The following is a 16,861-nucleotide window of genomic DNA, read 5'->3' on the forward strand; positions in this document are numbered from 1 at the left end:
TAAAAATATAAATTTTTGAAAGCACTTGTAATTTCCGGTGGAGGCAGTAAAGGAGCATTTGCTGGCGGTGTTGCTCAATATTTAATTGAGCAGCTTCACAGGGATTACGATATGTTTTTAGGAACTTCTACAGGAAGTCTTTTGGTAAATCATTTAGCGCTGGGAGAAGTAGAAAAGATTAAAGAAACCTATACTTCGGTAAATAATGAAAGTATATTTAATGTTTGTCCGTTTCGCATTAAAGAGCGTTATGGTGTTCAGCAAATATCCATTCACCATCTTAATGTATTACGCAATTTTTTAAGGGGCAGTAAAACGTTTGGTGAAAGTGAAAACCTAAGAACCCTTATAAAACAAACCTTAACGGAAGAAGAATTCCAGACCTTGAAAAACGGAAACAAAGATGTTATTATTACCGTTTCCAATTTATCGTTGAACCAAGTTGAATACAAATCGCTAAAAGATTTTGATTACGATGAATTCTGCGATTGGATATGGATTTCCAGCAACTACACCCCTTTTATGAGTTTGGCCCTTAAAGACGGCTGCGAATACGCCGATGGGGGTTTGGGGTCTATGGTGCCCATTGAAGAAGCAATAAAAAGAGGCGCCACAGAAATTGATGCTATTATTCTTCAAACAGAAGTCACTCAACTTAATCGCCTGCCTTCCAGAAACCCATTTTCATTGCTAACCAGCATGTTCGCATTTATGCTGGATAGAATTGAGCATCAAAATATTCGTATTGGAAAGTTTGTAGCCTCAAACAACGATGCGATTATTAATTTTTATTACACGCCAACGGTATTAACCACCAATTCTTTAATATTCAATAAAGAAAAAATGACGAAATGGTGGCAAAGTGGTTTCGATTTTGCCAAATTTAAAAATAAAGAAACGAGCCAATTGTAAGTTTGTATCAATATATTTTTTATTTTCATTCGAAATTGTATCATTTAGGAAAATGGCAATTAAACCACTAAATAACATTTATGCGCGCACTAGTCATAAGCGGAGGAGGTAGCAAAGGAGCATTTGCTGGAGGTGTAGCTCAATATTTAATTGAGAATGAAAAAAGGGACTACGATTTATATTTAGGTACTTCTACGGGAAGTCTGCTTATCCCACATTTAGCCAATAAAGAGATTGAAAAAATATACGAGGTGTACACCACCGTTACCCAGCGTAAGATTTTTAGTAACAATCCGTTTGTTACCAAGAAAAAGGGAGACGAGGAATATGTGGCCATTAATTATGTAAACGTTATTTGGCAGCTGCTAAAACGTAAAAGAACGTTTGGGGAAAGTAAAAACCTTCGGAAACATATAAAGAAACATTTTTCTGAAAGAGATTATAACCGACTTAAAGAATTGGGGAAAGAGGTCGTGGTTACCGTTTCCAACCTTTCTATGAATCGGGTGGAATACAAATCGATTATGGATTATGACTACGAAGATTTTTGTGATTGGATTTGGATGTCTTGCAATTACGTACCCTTTATGTCGCTGGCCAAAAAAAATGGTTTTGAATACGCCGATGGCGGACTAGGATGTGTGATCCCCATACGAGAAGCTATAAAAATGGGTGCTACGGAAGTAGATGCCATTATCTTGGAAACGGAAAATATGGAGCATAAAAAAGTACTTGGAAAAAATCCTTTTTCACTAATGGTGAATCTTTACAGTTTTGTACTCGATCAATTGGAATCACACGATGTCGTGGAAGGAAAATTGGCTGCTATAAATAAGAATGTACGGCTAAATACCTATTTCACACCTACCCGACTTACAGAAAACTCGTTGTATTTTAATAAAGACCTGATGGCAGAATGGTGGGAACAAGGCAAAGAATATGCTGCTGAACGGGTGAAAATGCAAAAAGAAGCGCATAGAGTTGAAATGACGGGGTGATTTTCTGGTTTCAGCTGTTTTAATCGTTGATTTGTTTAGTCGTTAAGGCGTTAAGTTACTGAGGGACAAAGGTGCGAAGTTATTTGCTATTCGTTGTAGTTGTTCATGCAGAGCTAGAAACTTCAAACAATAAACCCCTCTAAACTACTAGAGTCATATCGACCATCGGGAGATATCGCATCCAGCTATTCAAAAGAGTAATGTGATTTCTCTGTCCTCCCTGCGGGTCGGCTTCGAAATGACTTGAAACTTCAAACCAAAAACCCCTATAAACTACTAGAGTCATATCGACCATCGGGAGATATCGCATTCAGTTATTCAAAAAAATTATGTGATTTCTCTGTTCTCCCTGCGGTCGGCTTCGAAATGACTTGAAACTTCAAACTAAAAACCCCTCTAAACTACTAGAGTCATATCGGCCATCGGGAGATATCGCATTCAGTTATTCAAAAAAATTATGTGATTTCTCTGTTCTCCCTACGGTCGGCTTCGAAATGATTTGAAACTTCGAACTAAAAACCTTTTAAACCTCAAACCTATATTATTAATTTTTTAAGTTGTTGAGGCGTTAAGGTGCAAAGTTATTAGTTAATCGTTATTTGTTATTCGTTGTAGTTTTTCGATGCTTATTAGTCGATGAGAAAACAGCAATAAGCGATACGCTATATGCATTAAGCCGGGTTCGGAAACTATCCAAGCGTAGAGCTTAAAGCTTAGGGCAACCTTAATCACGCAAGGTCACACTATTAACTTTTAACTGTTCACTCTCAACTAATCCTTAATTATAATAAGTCTTAAATATATCCACTAAAATCTCTGGTGGGACAACCCTGTTTGGGTAATTTTCCATGGTATCCAACACACGATCCATAGCGAACGGACTCAGCCCCATTCGTAGACCAAATTCTTTTAAGCGTTTTATTTCATTGGGATGCTGCTGCTGGTCGATATTCATAAGTAAAACCAGTCGGTGAAATTGTAAAATACGCTCAGATTCTGGAGTTGGCGGGATGTATTTGGCATGTCCCGTCTCAAATAAAGCATCGAGTTCTCTTTTTGGGACATTCATACGTTGGGCAATGGCATAAATAAAGTTATACTCTTCTTCTTTAACCAAATGGTCCGCTTGTATGAGCGCTATCATTTCTGAAAGCAGGCTCAGCTTTTGTTCTTTTTCACTCATAAGATGGGGCATTGACAATAACTTCATCTAAAATATGTTTTTTTTTCGCAAATTACTTGAGCTTGAAACAATTTTTCGATGAGAAACACCACTACTACAAATAAATAAGCTATCTTGCACAATCAAAATAATTACTCTATAGAATAAATAGATTATTATGATTGCCACGGAAAAAAGAGTTCTCACGAACGAAGAGATAGCCCTACTCAATAAAAAGTATAAACCACTAAGTATTCATGAAAGAATTGCTGCGCTTTATACGGATTTTGCTGAAGAGGAAATTATGCTTACCAGCTCTTTTGCTGCTACTTCGGCTTTTTTATTACATCTTTTTTCAGAAACCAATAAAAAACAACGTGTTTATTTTATAGATACCGGCTTTCACTTTCCAGAGACATTAGATTACAAAAAGGAACTTACCAAACTATACGGCCTTAATGTAGAATCTATTAGCGCAGTACAATCGGAACATGATTTTACGGTTAAGGATAAAACCTATAAAAAAAATCCTGAATTCTGTTGTTCCATCAATAAAGTAAAACCATTGGATGCTATTAAGAAAAAATATAGCGTTTGGGTTTCTGGATTAATGGAGTGGCAAAGCGATCACAGAGCAACTTTGGATATATTTGAGATGCGTGGGGAAATTCTAAAATTCTACCCCCTACTCGACCTTTCCAAAGAGCAAAGGGACGAATTTATTAAAGAACATCAATTACCCTTTCACCCGTTGGTTGCCAAAGGTTATAATTCCATTGGTTGTAAGCACTGTACCGTTCCCGGTGAAGACCGAAGCGGAAGATGGAATAACAGTCCGAAAACCGAATGCGGTTTACATTTATAGACCTACAACTTCTTGAAAATAACAACGGCATTTTTATTTTTAAGCTCTTGCGGAATTTCCAAGTGTAACCACACCTTGTCTTCAAAACTGTAAGTCTCTGCTTCTTCATACGTCCCCGTTAACGGATTGAACCACGTAACGCTTACTTGATGACCGTTTAACACAGAATCTGTCATGTGTCCGTTTACCGAAGTCATTCCCCCTGTAACGTACAGCAAGCAAGTGTCGGTTTCATTGGTTAACGCATACGGTGTAAAGGAATATTGATCGGGCACCAACTCCCCGAAGTTTTGAGCCTCCATAAATTCTGCCAAATATTTATAATACCTAAAATTAGGCTGCTGTTCTTCCGGCAAGGAAAACGGATTGGTAATAACATTGTACCACGAAGTATTTTGCCAATAATAAGTGGAATAAGCACCCGCAAAAATACATTGGTAGTTTCTGTCCAGGCACACAATTGGGTCGGTATATTGCCCATCAAAAATGGAATGCATGGTTTTTTCATATCCGCCGTGTTCAATATTCATAACAGGTTGGTCCGGGTAACGCGTCCATTTGTCCAAAGTCAACGCATGCAAATTCGGACTCCATTGCTGGATGGCAATAAAATCAACTTTGTCTGGATGCATTTTACAGTAGTTATAATCGTGTACAGTAACCAATCGGTTGTAGGCATCCAGTTTTCTTAGGCGCTCGATTCGTTCTGTAATGTAGCTCATGTCGTCCATCCCGTAATCCAGGGCTTCTTTAGAAACATCCCAAATTAAATTAGGAAATCCTTGATAACGCTTTACCACATACTCGTAAAACATATTGTCTTCTTCGGAAAAAGGCTTTGGCCAATTCACTTTCTTATTCCAAACGTAAATCATTAAATGGGATATAATACCCTGTTCATTTAAGTGATTAATAACTCGATCCAAACGTTTAAAAAACTCAATATTAAGTTTGGAATGGTCTGGTTTTTCGTTCGTTCCACCAAATGGAAAAACCACTGGCTTTGCATAGTTATTTTCTGGCTTTACCTTATCCTTTTCACCCCAACCGGCATCAAATGCGTACACATTCATCACCACTTGATTGAAATTGTAATCTTTTATATGAGAAACTAATTCTTTGGTTTTTGGAATATCTTTTTCATTTTCTGCATCCAAGGCAAACAACCAATCCGCTTCAAAAGCGAGTGCATTGTAAGGAGTTCCGTCTTCGTAAACAAACTTCTTTTTATTTTTTTCTGAAACCATAATGGCTCCATGGGAATTTGTTTCTCCAGCTGAAACATCAATAGTACCACGAGCAGGTTTTAAGGCAACATTCTTTGCTTCAACTTTATATTTCCATTTCCCTGTGTCTGAAGGATTAAAACGAACTAACCATTCTTTTCCGCCATTGTAAAAAGCGGGAACCTTTAAAATATTACCATTCTCGTTTTCAAAAGCTACCCAAACTTCCTCTTTAAGTGGGGCCTCAACCATTTTTTTAGCTTTAAAAGAAAGCGTAATCACATCCCATTTTTTAGGAGAAGCAACTGCATGCAATTCATTAAAAGCAATACAGCAAAATAAAACAGTAAACAGAAAGGAAATTTGGTTGATTCTCATTATAAACTAATTTAAGCTTCAAAATTAATCCAAATACATAAACCATCTTAGCATATTTAGTCAATTCCTTCAAGGAAAGTATCAGCATTATAATCGGATTTAAGAGAAATTAACGAAACAGACTTCAGAATAACACTCCCTTAAGAGTATTTTGGCGGTCGATTGGCATAATAAACGGTTTTAAATAAGGAACTTAGTATTATTAATCATTAAAAAAATCATATTATGACCAATGAAGAGTTAAAAGGAAAATGGAATCAAATAAAAGGAAAAGTAAAACAGAAATACGGTAGCGTTACCGATGATGATTTAACTTTTGCCGAAGGTAAATTTGATGAAATGTTAGGCCGAGTTCAAGAGAAAACTGGGAAAACAAAAGAGCAATTACGTAAAGAGTTTGGTGAACTATAAAAGTTCCCAAAAGTAGAACACTAAATGATGGGTGTTCAAAAAAGTATTGAATAGTGTAGATAAACAGAGGGTTGTGTCAAACTCAAAAAATTGAGTCTTCGGCAAGCTCAGACTGACAACCTACATTATTTTAAACCTTTTTTGAACACCCTTTTTATGTCATAACATTTCAGCAAAAAGACTTCGTTTATTACTTAATCAATTAACTGATTTTTAACCTACTCCATATTTTGTTTAACTTTAACACAATTAAGTTAAACATTTTGTATTTTTAACCTGTTGAAAAAACGATAAATCATGGCAAATAAGAAAGCTACAGCAGATAGATTAATTGCGTATTACATGGATTACGTGCTCTCTCACGGTGAAAATCCAAAAAGCGTGTATTTGTTCGCGAAAGAGAATAATTTGAAAGAGGAGGATTTTTATGATTTCTACGCCAATTTCGAAGAACTTGAAAAAGACATCTTTAATACCTTTTTTCACAACACTTTAGGTTTATTAAAAAAGAGTGAAGAATACCAATTGTTCGACTCGAAAAACAAATTAATTAGTTTTTACTTTACTTTTTTTGAAATGTTAACCGCCAATAGAAGTTATGTTGTCCATGCATTGCAGGGAAAAAAGGATAAGCTTAAGTCTCTAGAGACCTTAAAGAAATTAAGGCTATCTTTCAAAGAATATGTAAAAGAGCTACAACTTGATAGGCTTAAAATTGAAAATGAACGCTTAAGCAAAATTCAAGATCGTTCCATTGAAGAAACCGCGTGGATTCAACTCTTAATTACCGTGAAGTTTTGGTTGGATGACACGTCTCCTTCCTTTGAAAAAACCGACATTTTTATCGAAAAATCTTTGCAAACTAGTTTTGAACTAATGGATTACAAACCTTTGGAAAAACTCATCGATTTTGGAAAATTCATTTTAAAGGAAAAAGTAAATATGCGAGTTTAAAAAATTAATTGATGAAGACATTAGATAAAATTCCTACAGGGAAAATTCAAAGGGCAGGTAAATTCTTGCAAACGGGCGCTAAAGTAGGCGCTAACTACCTAAAATATTACGGTGACAAAATAACAACTTCTGAAGAAATAGCGCGCGGGCGTCTCAATAAAAATAACGCTGAAGATATCTACGACGGTTTAAAAACCCTTAAAGGCAGTGCTCTTAAAGTAGCCCAAATGCTAAGTATGGAAAAAAGTATTTTGCCTAGGGATTACGTCGAGAAATTTTCATTGGCACAGTTTTCGGTGCCTCCTCTCTCCCCTCCTTTGGTGATTAAAACATTTAAAAAGTACTTCGGAAAACACCCTGAAGAAATATTTGATACTTTTAATGCTTCTTCGGTAAACGCCGCCAGTATTGGCCAAGTACACATCGCCGAAAAGGATGGCAAGAAATACGCGATAAAAATACAATATCCAGGCGTTGCCGAAAGCATTGCCACTGATTTAGCTTTGGTAAAACCCATCGCCATTAAAATGTTCAACATTAAGGGAAAAGATTCTGATAAATACTTTAAAGAGGTAGAACATAAACTTATTGAAGAAACCAATTATATTTTGGAAGTACAGCAAAGCAAAGCTATTGCCGATGCCTGCAAGCATATTCCTAATTTAATTTTCCCTGAATATTACGAAGATTTATCTTCCGAGCGCATCATTACCATGGATTACATGGAAGGGAAACACCTGTCGGAGTTTGTTGAGGAGAACAACGACCAAGCCTTGGCTAACTCAATCGGACAAGCATTGTGGGACTTCTACATGTATCAAATCCATGTGCTGAAAAAAGTACATGCCGATCCGCATCCTGGAAACTTTTTAATTGGGAGCAACAGAAAGCTCATTGCTTTGGATTTTGGCTGCATGAAAGAAGTTCCGGAGGATTTTTATATTCCTTATTTTGAATTGGCAAATAAAGAAACCATTAACAATCCTGTCCTTTTCGAAAAGAAACTGTACGAATTGGAAATTCTAAAACGGGAAGACACCGCAGAAGAACTTAGCTTTTTTAAAGCCTTATTTCACGAAATGCTAAGTGTATTCACCAAACCCTTTAACGAAGAGGTTTTTGATTTCTCCAATCCTGAATTCTTTCAAAATATTGCTCGTTTAGGAGAGAAGTACAACAACAATTCTCAACTGCGAAAAATGAACGGGAACAGAGGTTCAAAACATTTCATTTACATAAACAGAACCTTTTTTGGACTATACAATTTAATGTTCGACTCAAAAGCGGAGGACATCAAAATCAACAATTTTATTCAATACCAATAATTAGGAGATTTTTTTATGTCTGAAATCGCTATTGCTTTTCCGCATCACTTATTCAAAAATTCGCCCATATTTGAAAAGGTTGATGTGGTTTATTTAATTGAGGAAAGCCTGTTTTTTAATCAGTATAAATTTCACAAACAGAAAATAGCGTTTCATCGTGCGAGCATGAAAGCGTACGAAAAATACTTACAATCCAAAGATATCGAAGTAAAATATATTGAAGCTGCTAGCGAACTTTCTGATATTCGGAAACTTCTGAAAAAATTAAAGGACAATTCGGTAAAATCGCTTCACATTACAGACCCCACGGATGATTGGTTAAGTAAAAGAATAAAGAGATTTAAAGACGATTTTGACATTCAATGGTACGAAAATCCTATTTTTCTAAATTCAAAAGAAGATTTACAAGGCTTTTTTAAGTCCTCCAAAAAGAAGTTCCATCAAACAACATTTTACAAAAACCAGCGCCAGGACCGTAATATTTTAATGAAAAGCGGCAATCCGGAAGGCGGTAAATGGACGTTTGACACGGAAAACCGAAAAAAATACCCGAAAGGCAAAACGCCACCAAGCATTCATTTTCCAGAAGAAACTGAATTTCACAAAGAAAGTTATTCTTACACCGAAAAACATTTTAAAGACAACTATGGGAAATTGGACAAATCCATTCAATATCCCATAACTTTTGAAGCCTCTGAAGCATGGTTAGATCAGTTTTTAGAAGTACGCTTTCATGAATTTGGTGCTTACGAAGACGCCATTGTAAAAGAGCATCTTATTTTACATCATTCCGTTTTATCACCCATGATGAATGTTGGTCTTTTATTACCTTCAGAAATATTGGAAAAAGCTTTGGAATATGCCAAAAAAAATGAAGTGGCGATCAACTCTACAGAAGGATTTGTGCGACAAATAATGGGATGGCGTGAATTTTTGCGCGGTATGTACGAATGCAAAGGTGTTGAACAAAGAACTAAAAACTTTTGGGGATTCTCCAGAAAAATTCCAAAGAGCTTTTATACTGGAAACACGGGTATAGCACCGATTGACACAACCATAAAAAAAGTTCTAAAAACGGGCTACACCCATCATATTGAACGTTTGATGCTACTCGGAAACTTTATGGTTTTGTGCGAATTTGACCCCGATGAAGTTTATAAATGGTTTATGGAATTATTTATTGATGCTTACGATTGGGTAATGGTTCCCAATGTTTATGGCATGAGTCAATTTGCTGACGGCGGTCTTATGGCAACCAAGCCTTATATAAGTGGCAGTAATTACGTGATGAAGATGGGAAACTACAAAACAGGTGATTGGCAAGAGGTTTGGGATGGTTTATTTTGGAGATTTATGCATGAACATCGTGATTTTTTTGAATCCAATCCCCGTTTAAAAATGCTATTGGGCACATTGGATAAAATGAATAAGGCAACAAGGCAACAGCACCTTGAAATTGCCGAAAAATTTTTAGAAAAGTTAGATTCATGAAAAGAGAATTAACAGATAGGGAAGTAGACAGAATAATAGAAATGGCATGGGAAGACCGTACCCCATTTGATGCTATTACTTTTCAGTTCGGATATACCGAAAAAGATGTCATTGAAGTTATGCGAAGGGAGTTAAAGCCCAGTAGTTTTAGACTTTGGCGTGAACGGGTTCAAGGCAGAAGTACCAAACATTTAAAAAAGCGAAATTTTCAAGAAGGGCGTTTTAAATGTAGCCGACAGAAACAAATCACCCATAACAAAATCTCCAAACGGTAAATTTAACACGTAAAACGATGACGTAATCTCCAAAAGGAGAAGAAAAAAGCTTATTGAATTAAAACGTTTGTTTACATTTTAACAAGAATTTCTGTTTATTTTTAATGATTACGTATTAATTACCATTCAAGAAGTTTTAATATAATTTGATACAACAGTTTTTGTGATATTTTAATAACTTTGAATCGCTAAACAACCAACTAAACGTTTCCTACACTACATTTTTTTAATCACTGTAAATGCAATTGCGGTGATTTTATTTTTATAAATGCCATCGAGATTTTTATACCATATGATGAAATCACATACATTTAATTACCATCAATTAATTGCTCTGTTTCTATTCACTTTTGTCATTAGCTCAGTTCAAGGGCAAACAAAAGAGTTTAATGGAGATTATCAAATTGGAAAGCTCAAAGGTAATGCCACCTTCAGCTATAAATTAAGGGCGAACGACACCATTTTAGATGGTCCTTTCCTATTTAACGATAAAGGCATACAATCTTTAGAAGAATCGGTTTACCAGTCTTTTTCTGTGGAAGGAGACTTCTCCAACAATCAGCCAAATGGGGATTGGACGCTAAGCTTTGGAAATTATATTAGGGACAAGCAGCCAAAACTAGTAGATTACAGCTATGTTATCAATGTAAATGGATTACTCAAAAAAGTAAAAGGTTCTTTCAATGACGGCATCCCGAAAGGTGAATTCATAATTACCATAGATAGTATTAAAAATTCTGAAGTTGCTAAGAATTTATTTAAAAGCACTATCAACTTTCAAAACGGTGTGCCGCAAAAAAGCTTTACCATGGAATCTGACTCTCACGCTATGGTGGGAAGATTGCTTAGAAATGGAGTTGCTCACGACAAATGGACTCTTTTTGAAAATGAAAATTTAGGAGAAGTAGAAAACTGGTTTTTCAAGGAAGGAATTTTAACTAAGATTTCTATCCAAAAAGACGGCATTGCCAAAGAAATCAATGTTTTTGAAAATAAGGATGACAACTACAAATTATACCCCTTAAACCGTAATTATCTTACTGTAGTTGAACTCACTCACAATTCTTCGGATACAAATAAAATTGTAAAAAACGGCATAGGAGGATTATTGGAAAAAAACCTGAACACTTACGGTAAAGTAAAAGGATTTATGAATCAATTAGGTGATTCCGTTTCATTTCCTAATTTTCAAGTTAAACTGCCTTTTTATCCTCTGGATGAAAACAATGCAGCCATTTTAAAAAATGTTGTTGACAGCATCCAAAAGGCAGAACAGTTAAGCAACGCGCTGTTAACCAATGCACAGCTATCTATCCAAAAGCTATCCAATGAAAACACCAAGTTTCATTATAGTGTTACGGAAGTAATTTCCAAGGATTACCTGTCCCCGCTTTCCCGATTAAAAAATTATTCCGAAGAAAATATAGTTATTCATTTCAATCCTAAAAGACTTCTAGAAAAATTATGGCCTAATGGACTGCCGAGCGGGAAGATAGAAATTGAAAGAGAGAACAATCAATCTCGGGTGTATCAGGCTAAAAATGCATCGAATTATAATCCAAAGGATGTAAACCTTCAAGAAATCGAAAAGCTTACATATTTTACGCTTGCCAATCTTGAGTATCTCCACGAGAAGTTAATCGGGGAGATTACCAGCCAACAACGGGAAGAAGCTTTTCTTGTTCAGGAAAAAGAATTGATTGCCCAGCTAGACCACTTAAAAAAGCATATTGACTCCCTCAAAAAGAGTAAACCAAAAGAAATCCAGACCACCTTGGAAAGCATGAAAGGTTTTGCAGATAATTTACTGAATGAATATTCTGCCATGGATGAAAATTCTGAAAAATTGGACTATGCCAAGGAATTAACGAATTGTTTTTCTAGAACAGAAGAATTTGCAACCTCTATTTCCAAGCTTCCCGTTCAAATGAAGGAAATCAAAGAATTATACCAAGATCCCGTTTGGAATCCGTTCACAGCCACCGTGATGAATGAAGATATAAAAAAGAAAATTACAAAAGCATACGAAAACATTTTAATCCCTTATCAATTAAAAAACATCCAAACCGATTTAAAATGTTCAAACATGGATTCCATTGAAGCTTTTTTTGAAAGGCTAAATAACCGGATGGTTGAATTGTTTGAAGAAGATACATCCCGTTTGGAGCGAAAACTTAGAAAAGAAAAAAATCCACAAGAAATAATTGAACTCTTTGGTTTAAACGATAATGAAATTGAAAAGTAAGATGCAGAAAAATCTCAAAACCCTCAACCTTCTCATTTTTCTTATTTGTGGTTGCTTTTCTTACATGGCAAACGCGCAAGAAGATCCTCAGGTCCTACCGGAAGAATCGGAATTTAAACCTGCCATTACCAAATATTGGCTTAATACGTATGGGAATATCCGTATATCCAAACGCATGTTCTGGGTAGCCCAAACACACTTTAGATTCGAGGAAACCGAAGATACCCCTTTTGTGGGACAGCTTGGACAGATTTACAACAGGCATGCCATTGGATACATTGTTTCCAAAAAGTTCGATGTAGCGCTTGGTGGTGTTGTTCGATTTAATTTCAATACCGACCCCGATTCAGATGGTAAAACAATGGTTCCCGAATGGCGTATTTGGCAACAGTATCGTTTTGCCATGCCCGTATCCCGACTTATGTTTTATCATAGAATACGAATTGAAAACCGTTGGTCTAAAGGTTTCGAAGAGGGAGATGATTATATTTACAGAACTCGTTGGAGATATATGTTCCGTGTAAAAATTCCTGTAAACAGACCTAAATTGGAGCCCAAAGCTTTTTATATCGGTCCGGAAGCAGAGGTTATCATGCAAAGCGGTAAAGAAGTGGTAGACAGCCCTTTAGAAGATTTACGTTTACACACCTCTTTTGGTTATATTTTAACACCTCGATTAACCGTAGCGGCAGGAATAATGTATAATTTTGGTCAGAATTTAGATAACGGAGGGATTTATAAACAAGGTTGGACCATAAGAACTCACTTGTATTTCTCTCCAGATTTTAGAAAAGTTAGAAACAAATTACCGTCAATTCACACGGAGGATTAATACCCATACTGAAGGCTGATTAATTATAAAATTTAAACTTGTGAAAAAAAAGTATCTGTTCTATATTTCATTTATCGTGTTGGCTGTTTTTGCCGTATTTAGTTTCATTAAAAATGTTTCGCTGGAAAAGAAATTAAATGAAACGCAGCAATCCCTAAATACAACCAGACAATTTTTGGAAGATGACCCTATTTTGAAGGCGGATTCGTTATTGACTTCTGGAAATTATAGCGATGTGCAAAAAGTATATCGTTCTATGGACAGTCTAAAAACCATAAATGATGATCACGCAATAAATACCCGATTAAAAATAGCGGAAAACCTTTTAAAAATGCATAAAAGGGTCAATCAAGTGAATGGAAGCTACAGTTCTAATACTGCTGAAGATTCCGAAGCTACTTCAAGCGAATCTGTATCCCTTAATAAATACGATTCCCTCACATTTGCCCTTGAAAAAAATAAATTACAATTATCCCGTCTTAAAAAACAATTGCGGGAAAAATCCTTTGGGGAATATCTCACTTTTAAAAGCAAAAAAGGAAACCGTCTATTTTACGTTGGAAAAGTGGAAAACCATAAAGCAAACGGCTTTGGTATTGCCATTTTAGACACTGGGAGTAGATATGAAGGCGAATGGAAAGATAATATGCGCCACGGAGAAGGTAGTTTTTATTGGATAGATGGCGAACGCTACGAAGGCGAATACAAAAATGATGAGCGCTCTGGAATGGGAGTTTACTACTGGCCCAATGGAGATAAGTACGTTGGAGAGTGGAAAGAAGATGTTCGTGACGGTCAAGGTACTTTCTACAATGCTGAAGGAGAAGTGTATGCTAAAGGAATCTGGAAAGATGACAAATTAGTGAAAAAGGACAAATCCTAATTTAGAATTTGTCCTTTTTTAATTGATAAACAGTACTTATGTAAATCCCTGTAGTAATTCTAGTGGTACATACTACTACCTCAACTACGACTTTAAAACTTTATTCTCATTGTATTCATTCAGTTCTTTTATAAAAGGCTGACTATAAAAACGTTTTCCAGTTGCTTTATACAAGGCATTTGCCAGCGCCCCCATTACGGGCGGAAAAGGAGGTTCTCCCATTCCGGTAGGGTCTGTATCGTTTTGTACAAAGGCTACATCTATGTTTTTAGGCGCTTCGCTATGGCGTATCATACGATAATTATCGAAGTTATTCTGTTGAGGAACTCCTTTATCAAAAGAAATTTCGCCGTACATAGCAGACCCAATTCCGTCTATAGAACCACCTTCCGCCATATTAGTAGCGGCATCAGGGTTCACTACAATTCCACAATCGATGGCGCAATACACATTTTCAATAGAAACACCTTCATTCTTTAATGATAAATCCAATACATGCGCCACGTAGGAATTATGACAATAATAAGCTGCTACACCTCTATTTTTACCAGTTGACCCTGTATCCCAATTAGAGCGCTTCCGCACCAATTCCAATACACCTGCATATCTTTCCGGTTCGTAGTCGTTCTTTTCGCCCACTGGGTTTTCTTTGGCTTTTTTCAGTAAGTCCAATCTAAAATCTATCGGGTCTTTACCAGCGGCTTCTGCTACTTCATCTAAAAAAGATTGTTCAGCGCCTGCTATAAAATTAGAACGTGGCGCCCGAAAGGCACCTGTGGTGATATTGGAATCGATAGTCCAACTTTCAGCTAAATAATTATCCACCGCTCCGGCTGGAAAACGGTTGGAAAAAAGCGGACTCTCAGGAATTCCTCCAGCTCGCACATGAAATCCAACCAAATTGTTATTCTCGTCTAATGCCGCTTTATAATGCACATGATAAGAAGGTCTATATGTCCCGAAAGCCATGTCATCTTCTCGTGTATACACCAATTTAACCGGCGCTTTTAACTTTTGAGATAGCGCAGCAGCCTCGGTAACAAAATGACCGTACAATCTGCGGCCAAAACCACCGCCCATACGTGTCATTTGTATATCTATCTTCTCTTTAGGCATCCCTAATCTTTCAGAAACACTTCGCTCCATAAATTCTGGAGTTTGAATAGGACCTATTAAAGTAGCTTTTTCGTCGGTTACATCGGCAAAAAAGTTCATGGGTTCCATGCAGTTGTGTGCCAAAAATGGCGCATAGTAACTCCTTTCAACGGTTTTAGCTGCATTCTTGAAAGCTTTTTTAGGACTACCATCTTCACGAACTACTTCTATTTTTGTTCCTTTGGAAGCAATTTGCTCCATCATTTTCTTGTGCCCATCCGTATTTTCCAGTCCTTTAGGATGATTTACCGTCATTTCCCTTCCGAAGATTTCCATGTCATGGATAATATCAGGAGACTCCTCCCATTCCACTTTTAATGCTTTTTTGGCATTCATCACTTCCCAAGTAGATTTTCCTACTACAACGACGAGCTTATCAAAAGCATCGATATCGAAAGCGCTTCGCTTATAATCTTCTTTAAAAGTTTCCAATTCTACCACATCCACAATACCTGGCATGTCTTTAATGGATTCAGCATCAAAAGACTTTAACCGCTTTCCAAATGCCGGCGGCTGTACAATCATGGCAATTAACATTCCGTCCTCGTAGGTATCTAATCCATACAATGGTTTTCCCGTAACGATTTTTTTGGCATCCACATTTTTTCGGGATGTACCAATAATGGAAAAATCTTTTTTATCTTTCAACTGAACTTCTTCCGGAACTTCCAATTTAGAAGCTGCGGCTGCAACCTCGCCAAAGCCAATCGATTTATCACTATTTTTATGTGAAATAATTCCTTTTTCTACGGAAAGTTCTTCGATGGGAACTTGTAATTGATCCGCAGCGGCCATCAACAACATTTGTCTGGCAGTGGCTCCTGCCATTCGAAGAGTTTCCCAACCTTGACGTATGGATTGGCTCCCTCCCGCTAATTGGCGTGAAAAAACATCGGTGTTTAGCGGAGCCTGTTCCACCACCACATTTTTCCAATCTACATCCAGTTCTTCTGCCACGATCATAGGCATGGATGTTTTTACATTTTGTCCTATTTCTGGATTTGGCGAATATATAGTCACCACTCCGTTGTCACCAACTTTCAAATAGCCATTCAGCTCAAACCATTCCTCTGGCATTTCTAGGGCAACATTTTTATTTTCAGCTTCCACGGCACGTTTACATGCCATCCAGTTAAACCCAATTACCAATCCACCTCCGGCAAGGGAAACGCTCTTTATAAAAGATCTTCTTCCTATTCCTGTTTTAATTGTCTTCATTTTCTTCGGATTTTATTGTGGTTAGGCTGATTGTGTTTTGGAGGCAGCTGTCTTAATAGCCGCTTTAATTCTCGTATAAGTTCCGCAACGGCAGATATTACCGTTCATGGCTGTTTCAATATCTTCATCATTGGGATTCGGATTTTCCTTCAGTAATGCACTTGCTGTCATTATTTGTCCCGCTTGGCAATAACCGCACTGTGGAACATCTACCTCCAGCCAAGCCTGCTGTACGGGGTGGTCACCGTTTTCTGACAATCCTTCTATTGTTGTTACCTGATTTTCTTGCACCGCAGAAATGGGCAGTTGGCAAGACCGAACGGCCGAACCATTTAAATGCACGGTACAGGCGCCGCATTGCGCAATTCCACAACCGTATTTAGTCCCAACCAATTTTAAATGATCCCGCAACACCCAAAGCAAAGGAGTTTGCGGATCTACATCTACCGTTTCGGTTTTTCCGTTAATGTTGATTTTGAATGCTGCCATGATTATTTTTTTCTGAAGTTACTAAAATAACTTAAAATCAAG

Annotated in this window: 15 protein-coding genes; 11 read left to right on the forward strand and 4 right to left on the reverse strand. The window is 36.8% G+C overall.

Annotated features, from left to right (window positions below):
* Positions 1-15 precede the first annotated feature (15 nt).
* Together NDQ75_RS13995 and NDQ75_RS14000 are read left to right on the forward strand one after the other, a co-directional pair.
* Positions 16-912 carry a patatin-like phospholipase family protein gene (locus NDQ75_RS13995; protein WP_202029215.1) on the forward strand — a complete coding sequence of 299 codons (897 nt, stop codon included), beginning with the start codon at positions 16-18 and terminating at the stop codon, positions 910-912.
* Positions 913-992: 80 nt separating this feature from the next.
* Positions 993-1,910 (forward strand): patatin-like phospholipase family protein, encoded by a 918-nt coding sequence (locus NDQ75_RS14000; RefSeq protein WP_202029216.1) that lies wholly within the window; start codon positions 993-995, stop codon positions 1,908-1,910.
* A 778-nt stretch (positions 1,911-2,688) separates the two neighbouring features.
* On the opposite strand, the gene NDQ75_RS14005 is transcribed toward NDQ75_RS14000, so the two are convergent.
* A complete protein-coding gene (locus tag NDQ75_RS14005; protein ID WP_242513709.1) occupies positions 2,689-3,120 on the reverse strand; it encodes a TerB family tellurite resistance protein in 432 nt (143 codons plus the stop codon).
* A 130-nt stretch (positions 3,121-3,250) separates the two neighbouring features.
* Here NDQ75_RS14005 and NDQ75_RS14010 point away from each other — a divergent pair, with 130 nt between their 5' ends.
* The gene (locus tag NDQ75_RS14010; RefSeq protein ID WP_202029217.1) at positions 3,251-3,937 is read left to right on the forward strand and encodes a phosphoadenylyl-sulfate reductase; all 687 of its coding nucleotides are present in this window, start codon (positions 3,251-3,253) and stop codon (positions 3,935-3,937) included.
* Positions 3,938-3,939: 2 nt separating this feature from the next.
* On the opposite strand, the gene NDQ75_RS14015 is transcribed toward NDQ75_RS14010, so the two are convergent.
* Positions 3,940-5,541, reverse strand: a complete 1,602-nt coding sequence (locus NDQ75_RS14015; protein WP_202029218.1) for a DUF5060 domain-containing protein — start codon at positions 5,539-5,541, stop codon at positions 3,940-3,942.
* A gap of 225 nt (positions 5,542-5,766) precedes the next feature.
* On the opposite strand from NDQ75_RS14015, the gene NDQ75_RS14020 reads away from it, so the two are divergent.
* The 8 genes from NDQ75_RS14020 to NDQ75_RS14055 all read left to right on the forward strand — a co-directional run bounded on the left by NDQ75_RS14020 (position 5,767) and on the right by NDQ75_RS14055 (position 13,957).
* Positions 5,767-5,952, forward strand: a complete 186-nt coding sequence (locus tag NDQ75_RS14020; protein WP_202029219.1) for a CsbD family protein — start codon at positions 5,767-5,769, stop codon at positions 5,950-5,952.
* Positions 5,953-6,249: 297 nt separating this feature from the next.
* Positions 6,250-6,906, forward strand: a complete 657-nt coding sequence (locus tag NDQ75_RS14025) for a TetR family transcriptional regulator C-terminal domain-containing protein (RefSeq protein ID WP_202029220.1) — start codon at positions 6,250-6,252, stop codon at positions 6,904-6,906.
* 11 nt (positions 6,907-6,917) lie between these two features.
* On the forward strand, positions 6,918-8,231 hold the full coding sequence (locus tag NDQ75_RS14030) for an ABC1 kinase family protein (protein WP_202029221.1): 1,314 nt from the start codon (positions 6,918-6,920) through the stop codon (positions 8,229-8,231).
* Positions 8,232-8,246: 15 nt separating this feature from the next.
* Positions 8,247-9,722, forward strand: a complete 1,476-nt coding sequence (locus tag NDQ75_RS14035; protein WP_202029222.1) for a cryptochrome/photolyase family protein — start codon at positions 8,247-8,249, stop codon at positions 9,720-9,722.
* Positions 9,719-9,997 carry a TIGR03643 family protein gene (locus NDQ75_RS14040; protein WP_202029223.1) on the forward strand — a complete coding sequence of 93 codons (279 nt, stop codon included), beginning with the start codon at positions 9,719-9,721 and terminating at the stop codon, positions 9,995-9,997. The genes NDQ75_RS14035 and NDQ75_RS14040 overlap by 4 nt, the downstream gene beginning before the upstream one ends.
* 292 nt (positions 9,998-10,289) lie before the next feature.
* The gene (locus NDQ75_RS14045) at positions 10,290-12,242 is read left to right on the forward strand and encodes a hypothetical protein (protein WP_202029224.1); all 1,953 of its coding nucleotides are present in this window, start codon (positions 10,290-10,292) and stop codon (positions 12,240-12,242) included.
* Position 12,243: 1 nt separating this feature from the next.
* A complete protein-coding gene (locus tag NDQ75_RS14050; protein WP_202029225.1) occupies positions 12,244-13,074 on the forward strand; it encodes a DUF2490 domain-containing protein in 831 nt (276 codons plus the stop codon).
* Positions 13,075-13,114: 40 nt separating this feature from the next.
* Positions 13,115-13,957, forward strand: coding sequence for a hypothetical protein (locus tag NDQ75_RS14055; protein WP_202029226.1), 843 nt, complete (start codon positions 13,115-13,117; stop codon positions 13,955-13,957).
* A gap of 84 nt (positions 13,958-14,041) precedes the next feature.
* On the opposite strand, the gene NDQ75_RS14060 is transcribed toward NDQ75_RS14055, so the two are convergent.
* Together NDQ75_RS14060 and NDQ75_RS14065 are read right to left on the reverse strand one after the other, a co-directional pair.
* Positions 14,042-16,330, reverse strand: coding sequence for a xanthine dehydrogenase family protein molybdopterin-binding subunit (locus NDQ75_RS14060; protein WP_202029227.1), 2,289 nt, complete (start codon positions 16,328-16,330; stop codon positions 14,042-14,044).
* Positions 16,331-16,351: 21 nt separating this feature from the next.
* The gene (locus NDQ75_RS14065) at positions 16,352-16,819 is read right to left on the reverse strand and encodes a (2Fe-2S)-binding protein (protein ID WP_202029228.1); all 468 of its coding nucleotides are present in this window, start codon (positions 16,817-16,819) and stop codon (positions 16,352-16,354) included.
* Positions 16,820-16,861 lie beyond the last annotated feature (42 nt).

Origin of the sequence: Galbibacter mesophilus, from assembly GCF_023721415.1 — a bacterium.
Lineage (GTDB): Bacteria > Bacteroidota > Bacteroidia > Flavobacteriales > Flavobacteriaceae > Galbibacter > Galbibacter mesophilus.

Excerpts from the sequence above, each read along its gene's own strand:
- NDQ75_RS14000 (WP_202029216.1), top strand. The coding sequence starts at position 993 with ATGCGCGCACTAGTCATAAGCGGAGGAGGTAGCAAAGGAGCATTTGCT.
- NDQ75_RS14005 (WP_242513709.1), bottom strand. The coding sequence starts at position 3,120 with ATGAAGTTATTGTCAATGCCCCATCTTATGAGTGAAAAAGAACAAAAG.
- NDQ75_RS14010 (WP_202029217.1), top strand. The coding sequence starts at position 3,251 with ATGATTGCCACGGAAAAAAGAGTTCTCACGAACGAAGAGATAGCCCTA.
- NDQ75_RS14015 (WP_202029218.1), bottom strand. The coding sequence starts at position 5,541 with ATGAGAATCAACCAAATTTCCTTTCTGTTTACTGTTTTATTTTGCTGT.
- NDQ75_RS14020 (WP_202029219.1), top strand. The coding sequence starts at position 5,767 with ATGACCAATGAAGAGTTAAAAGGAAAATGGAATCAAATAAAAGGAAAA.
- NDQ75_RS14025 (WP_202029220.1), top strand. The coding sequence starts at position 6,250 with ATGGCAAATAAGAAAGCTACAGCAGATAGATTAATTGCGTATTACATG.
- NDQ75_RS14030 (WP_202029221.1), top strand. The coding sequence starts at position 6,918 with ATGAAGACATTAGATAAAATTCCTACAGGGAAAATTCAAAGGGCAGGT.
- NDQ75_RS14035 (WP_202029222.1), top strand. The coding sequence starts at position 8,247 with ATGTCTGAAATCGCTATTGCTTTTCCGCATCACTTATTCAAAAATTCG.
- NDQ75_RS14040 (WP_202029223.1), top strand. The coding sequence starts at position 9,719 with ATGAAAAGAGAATTAACAGATAGGGAAGTAGACAGAATAATAGAAATG.
- NDQ75_RS14045 (WP_202029224.1), top strand. The coding sequence starts at position 10,290 with ATGATGAAATCACATACATTTAATTACCATCAATTAATTGCTCTGTTT.
- NDQ75_RS14050 (WP_202029225.1), top strand. The coding sequence starts at position 12,244 with ATGCAGAAAAATCTCAAAACCCTCAACCTTCTCATTTTTCTTATTTGT.
- NDQ75_RS14060 (WP_202029227.1), bottom strand. The coding sequence starts at position 16,330 with ATGAAGACAATTAAAACAGGAATAGGAAGAAGATCTTTTATAAAGAGC.
- NDQ75_RS14065 (WP_202029228.1), bottom strand. The coding sequence starts at position 16,819 with ATGGCAGCATTCAAAATCAACATTAACGGAAAAACCGAAACGGTAGAT.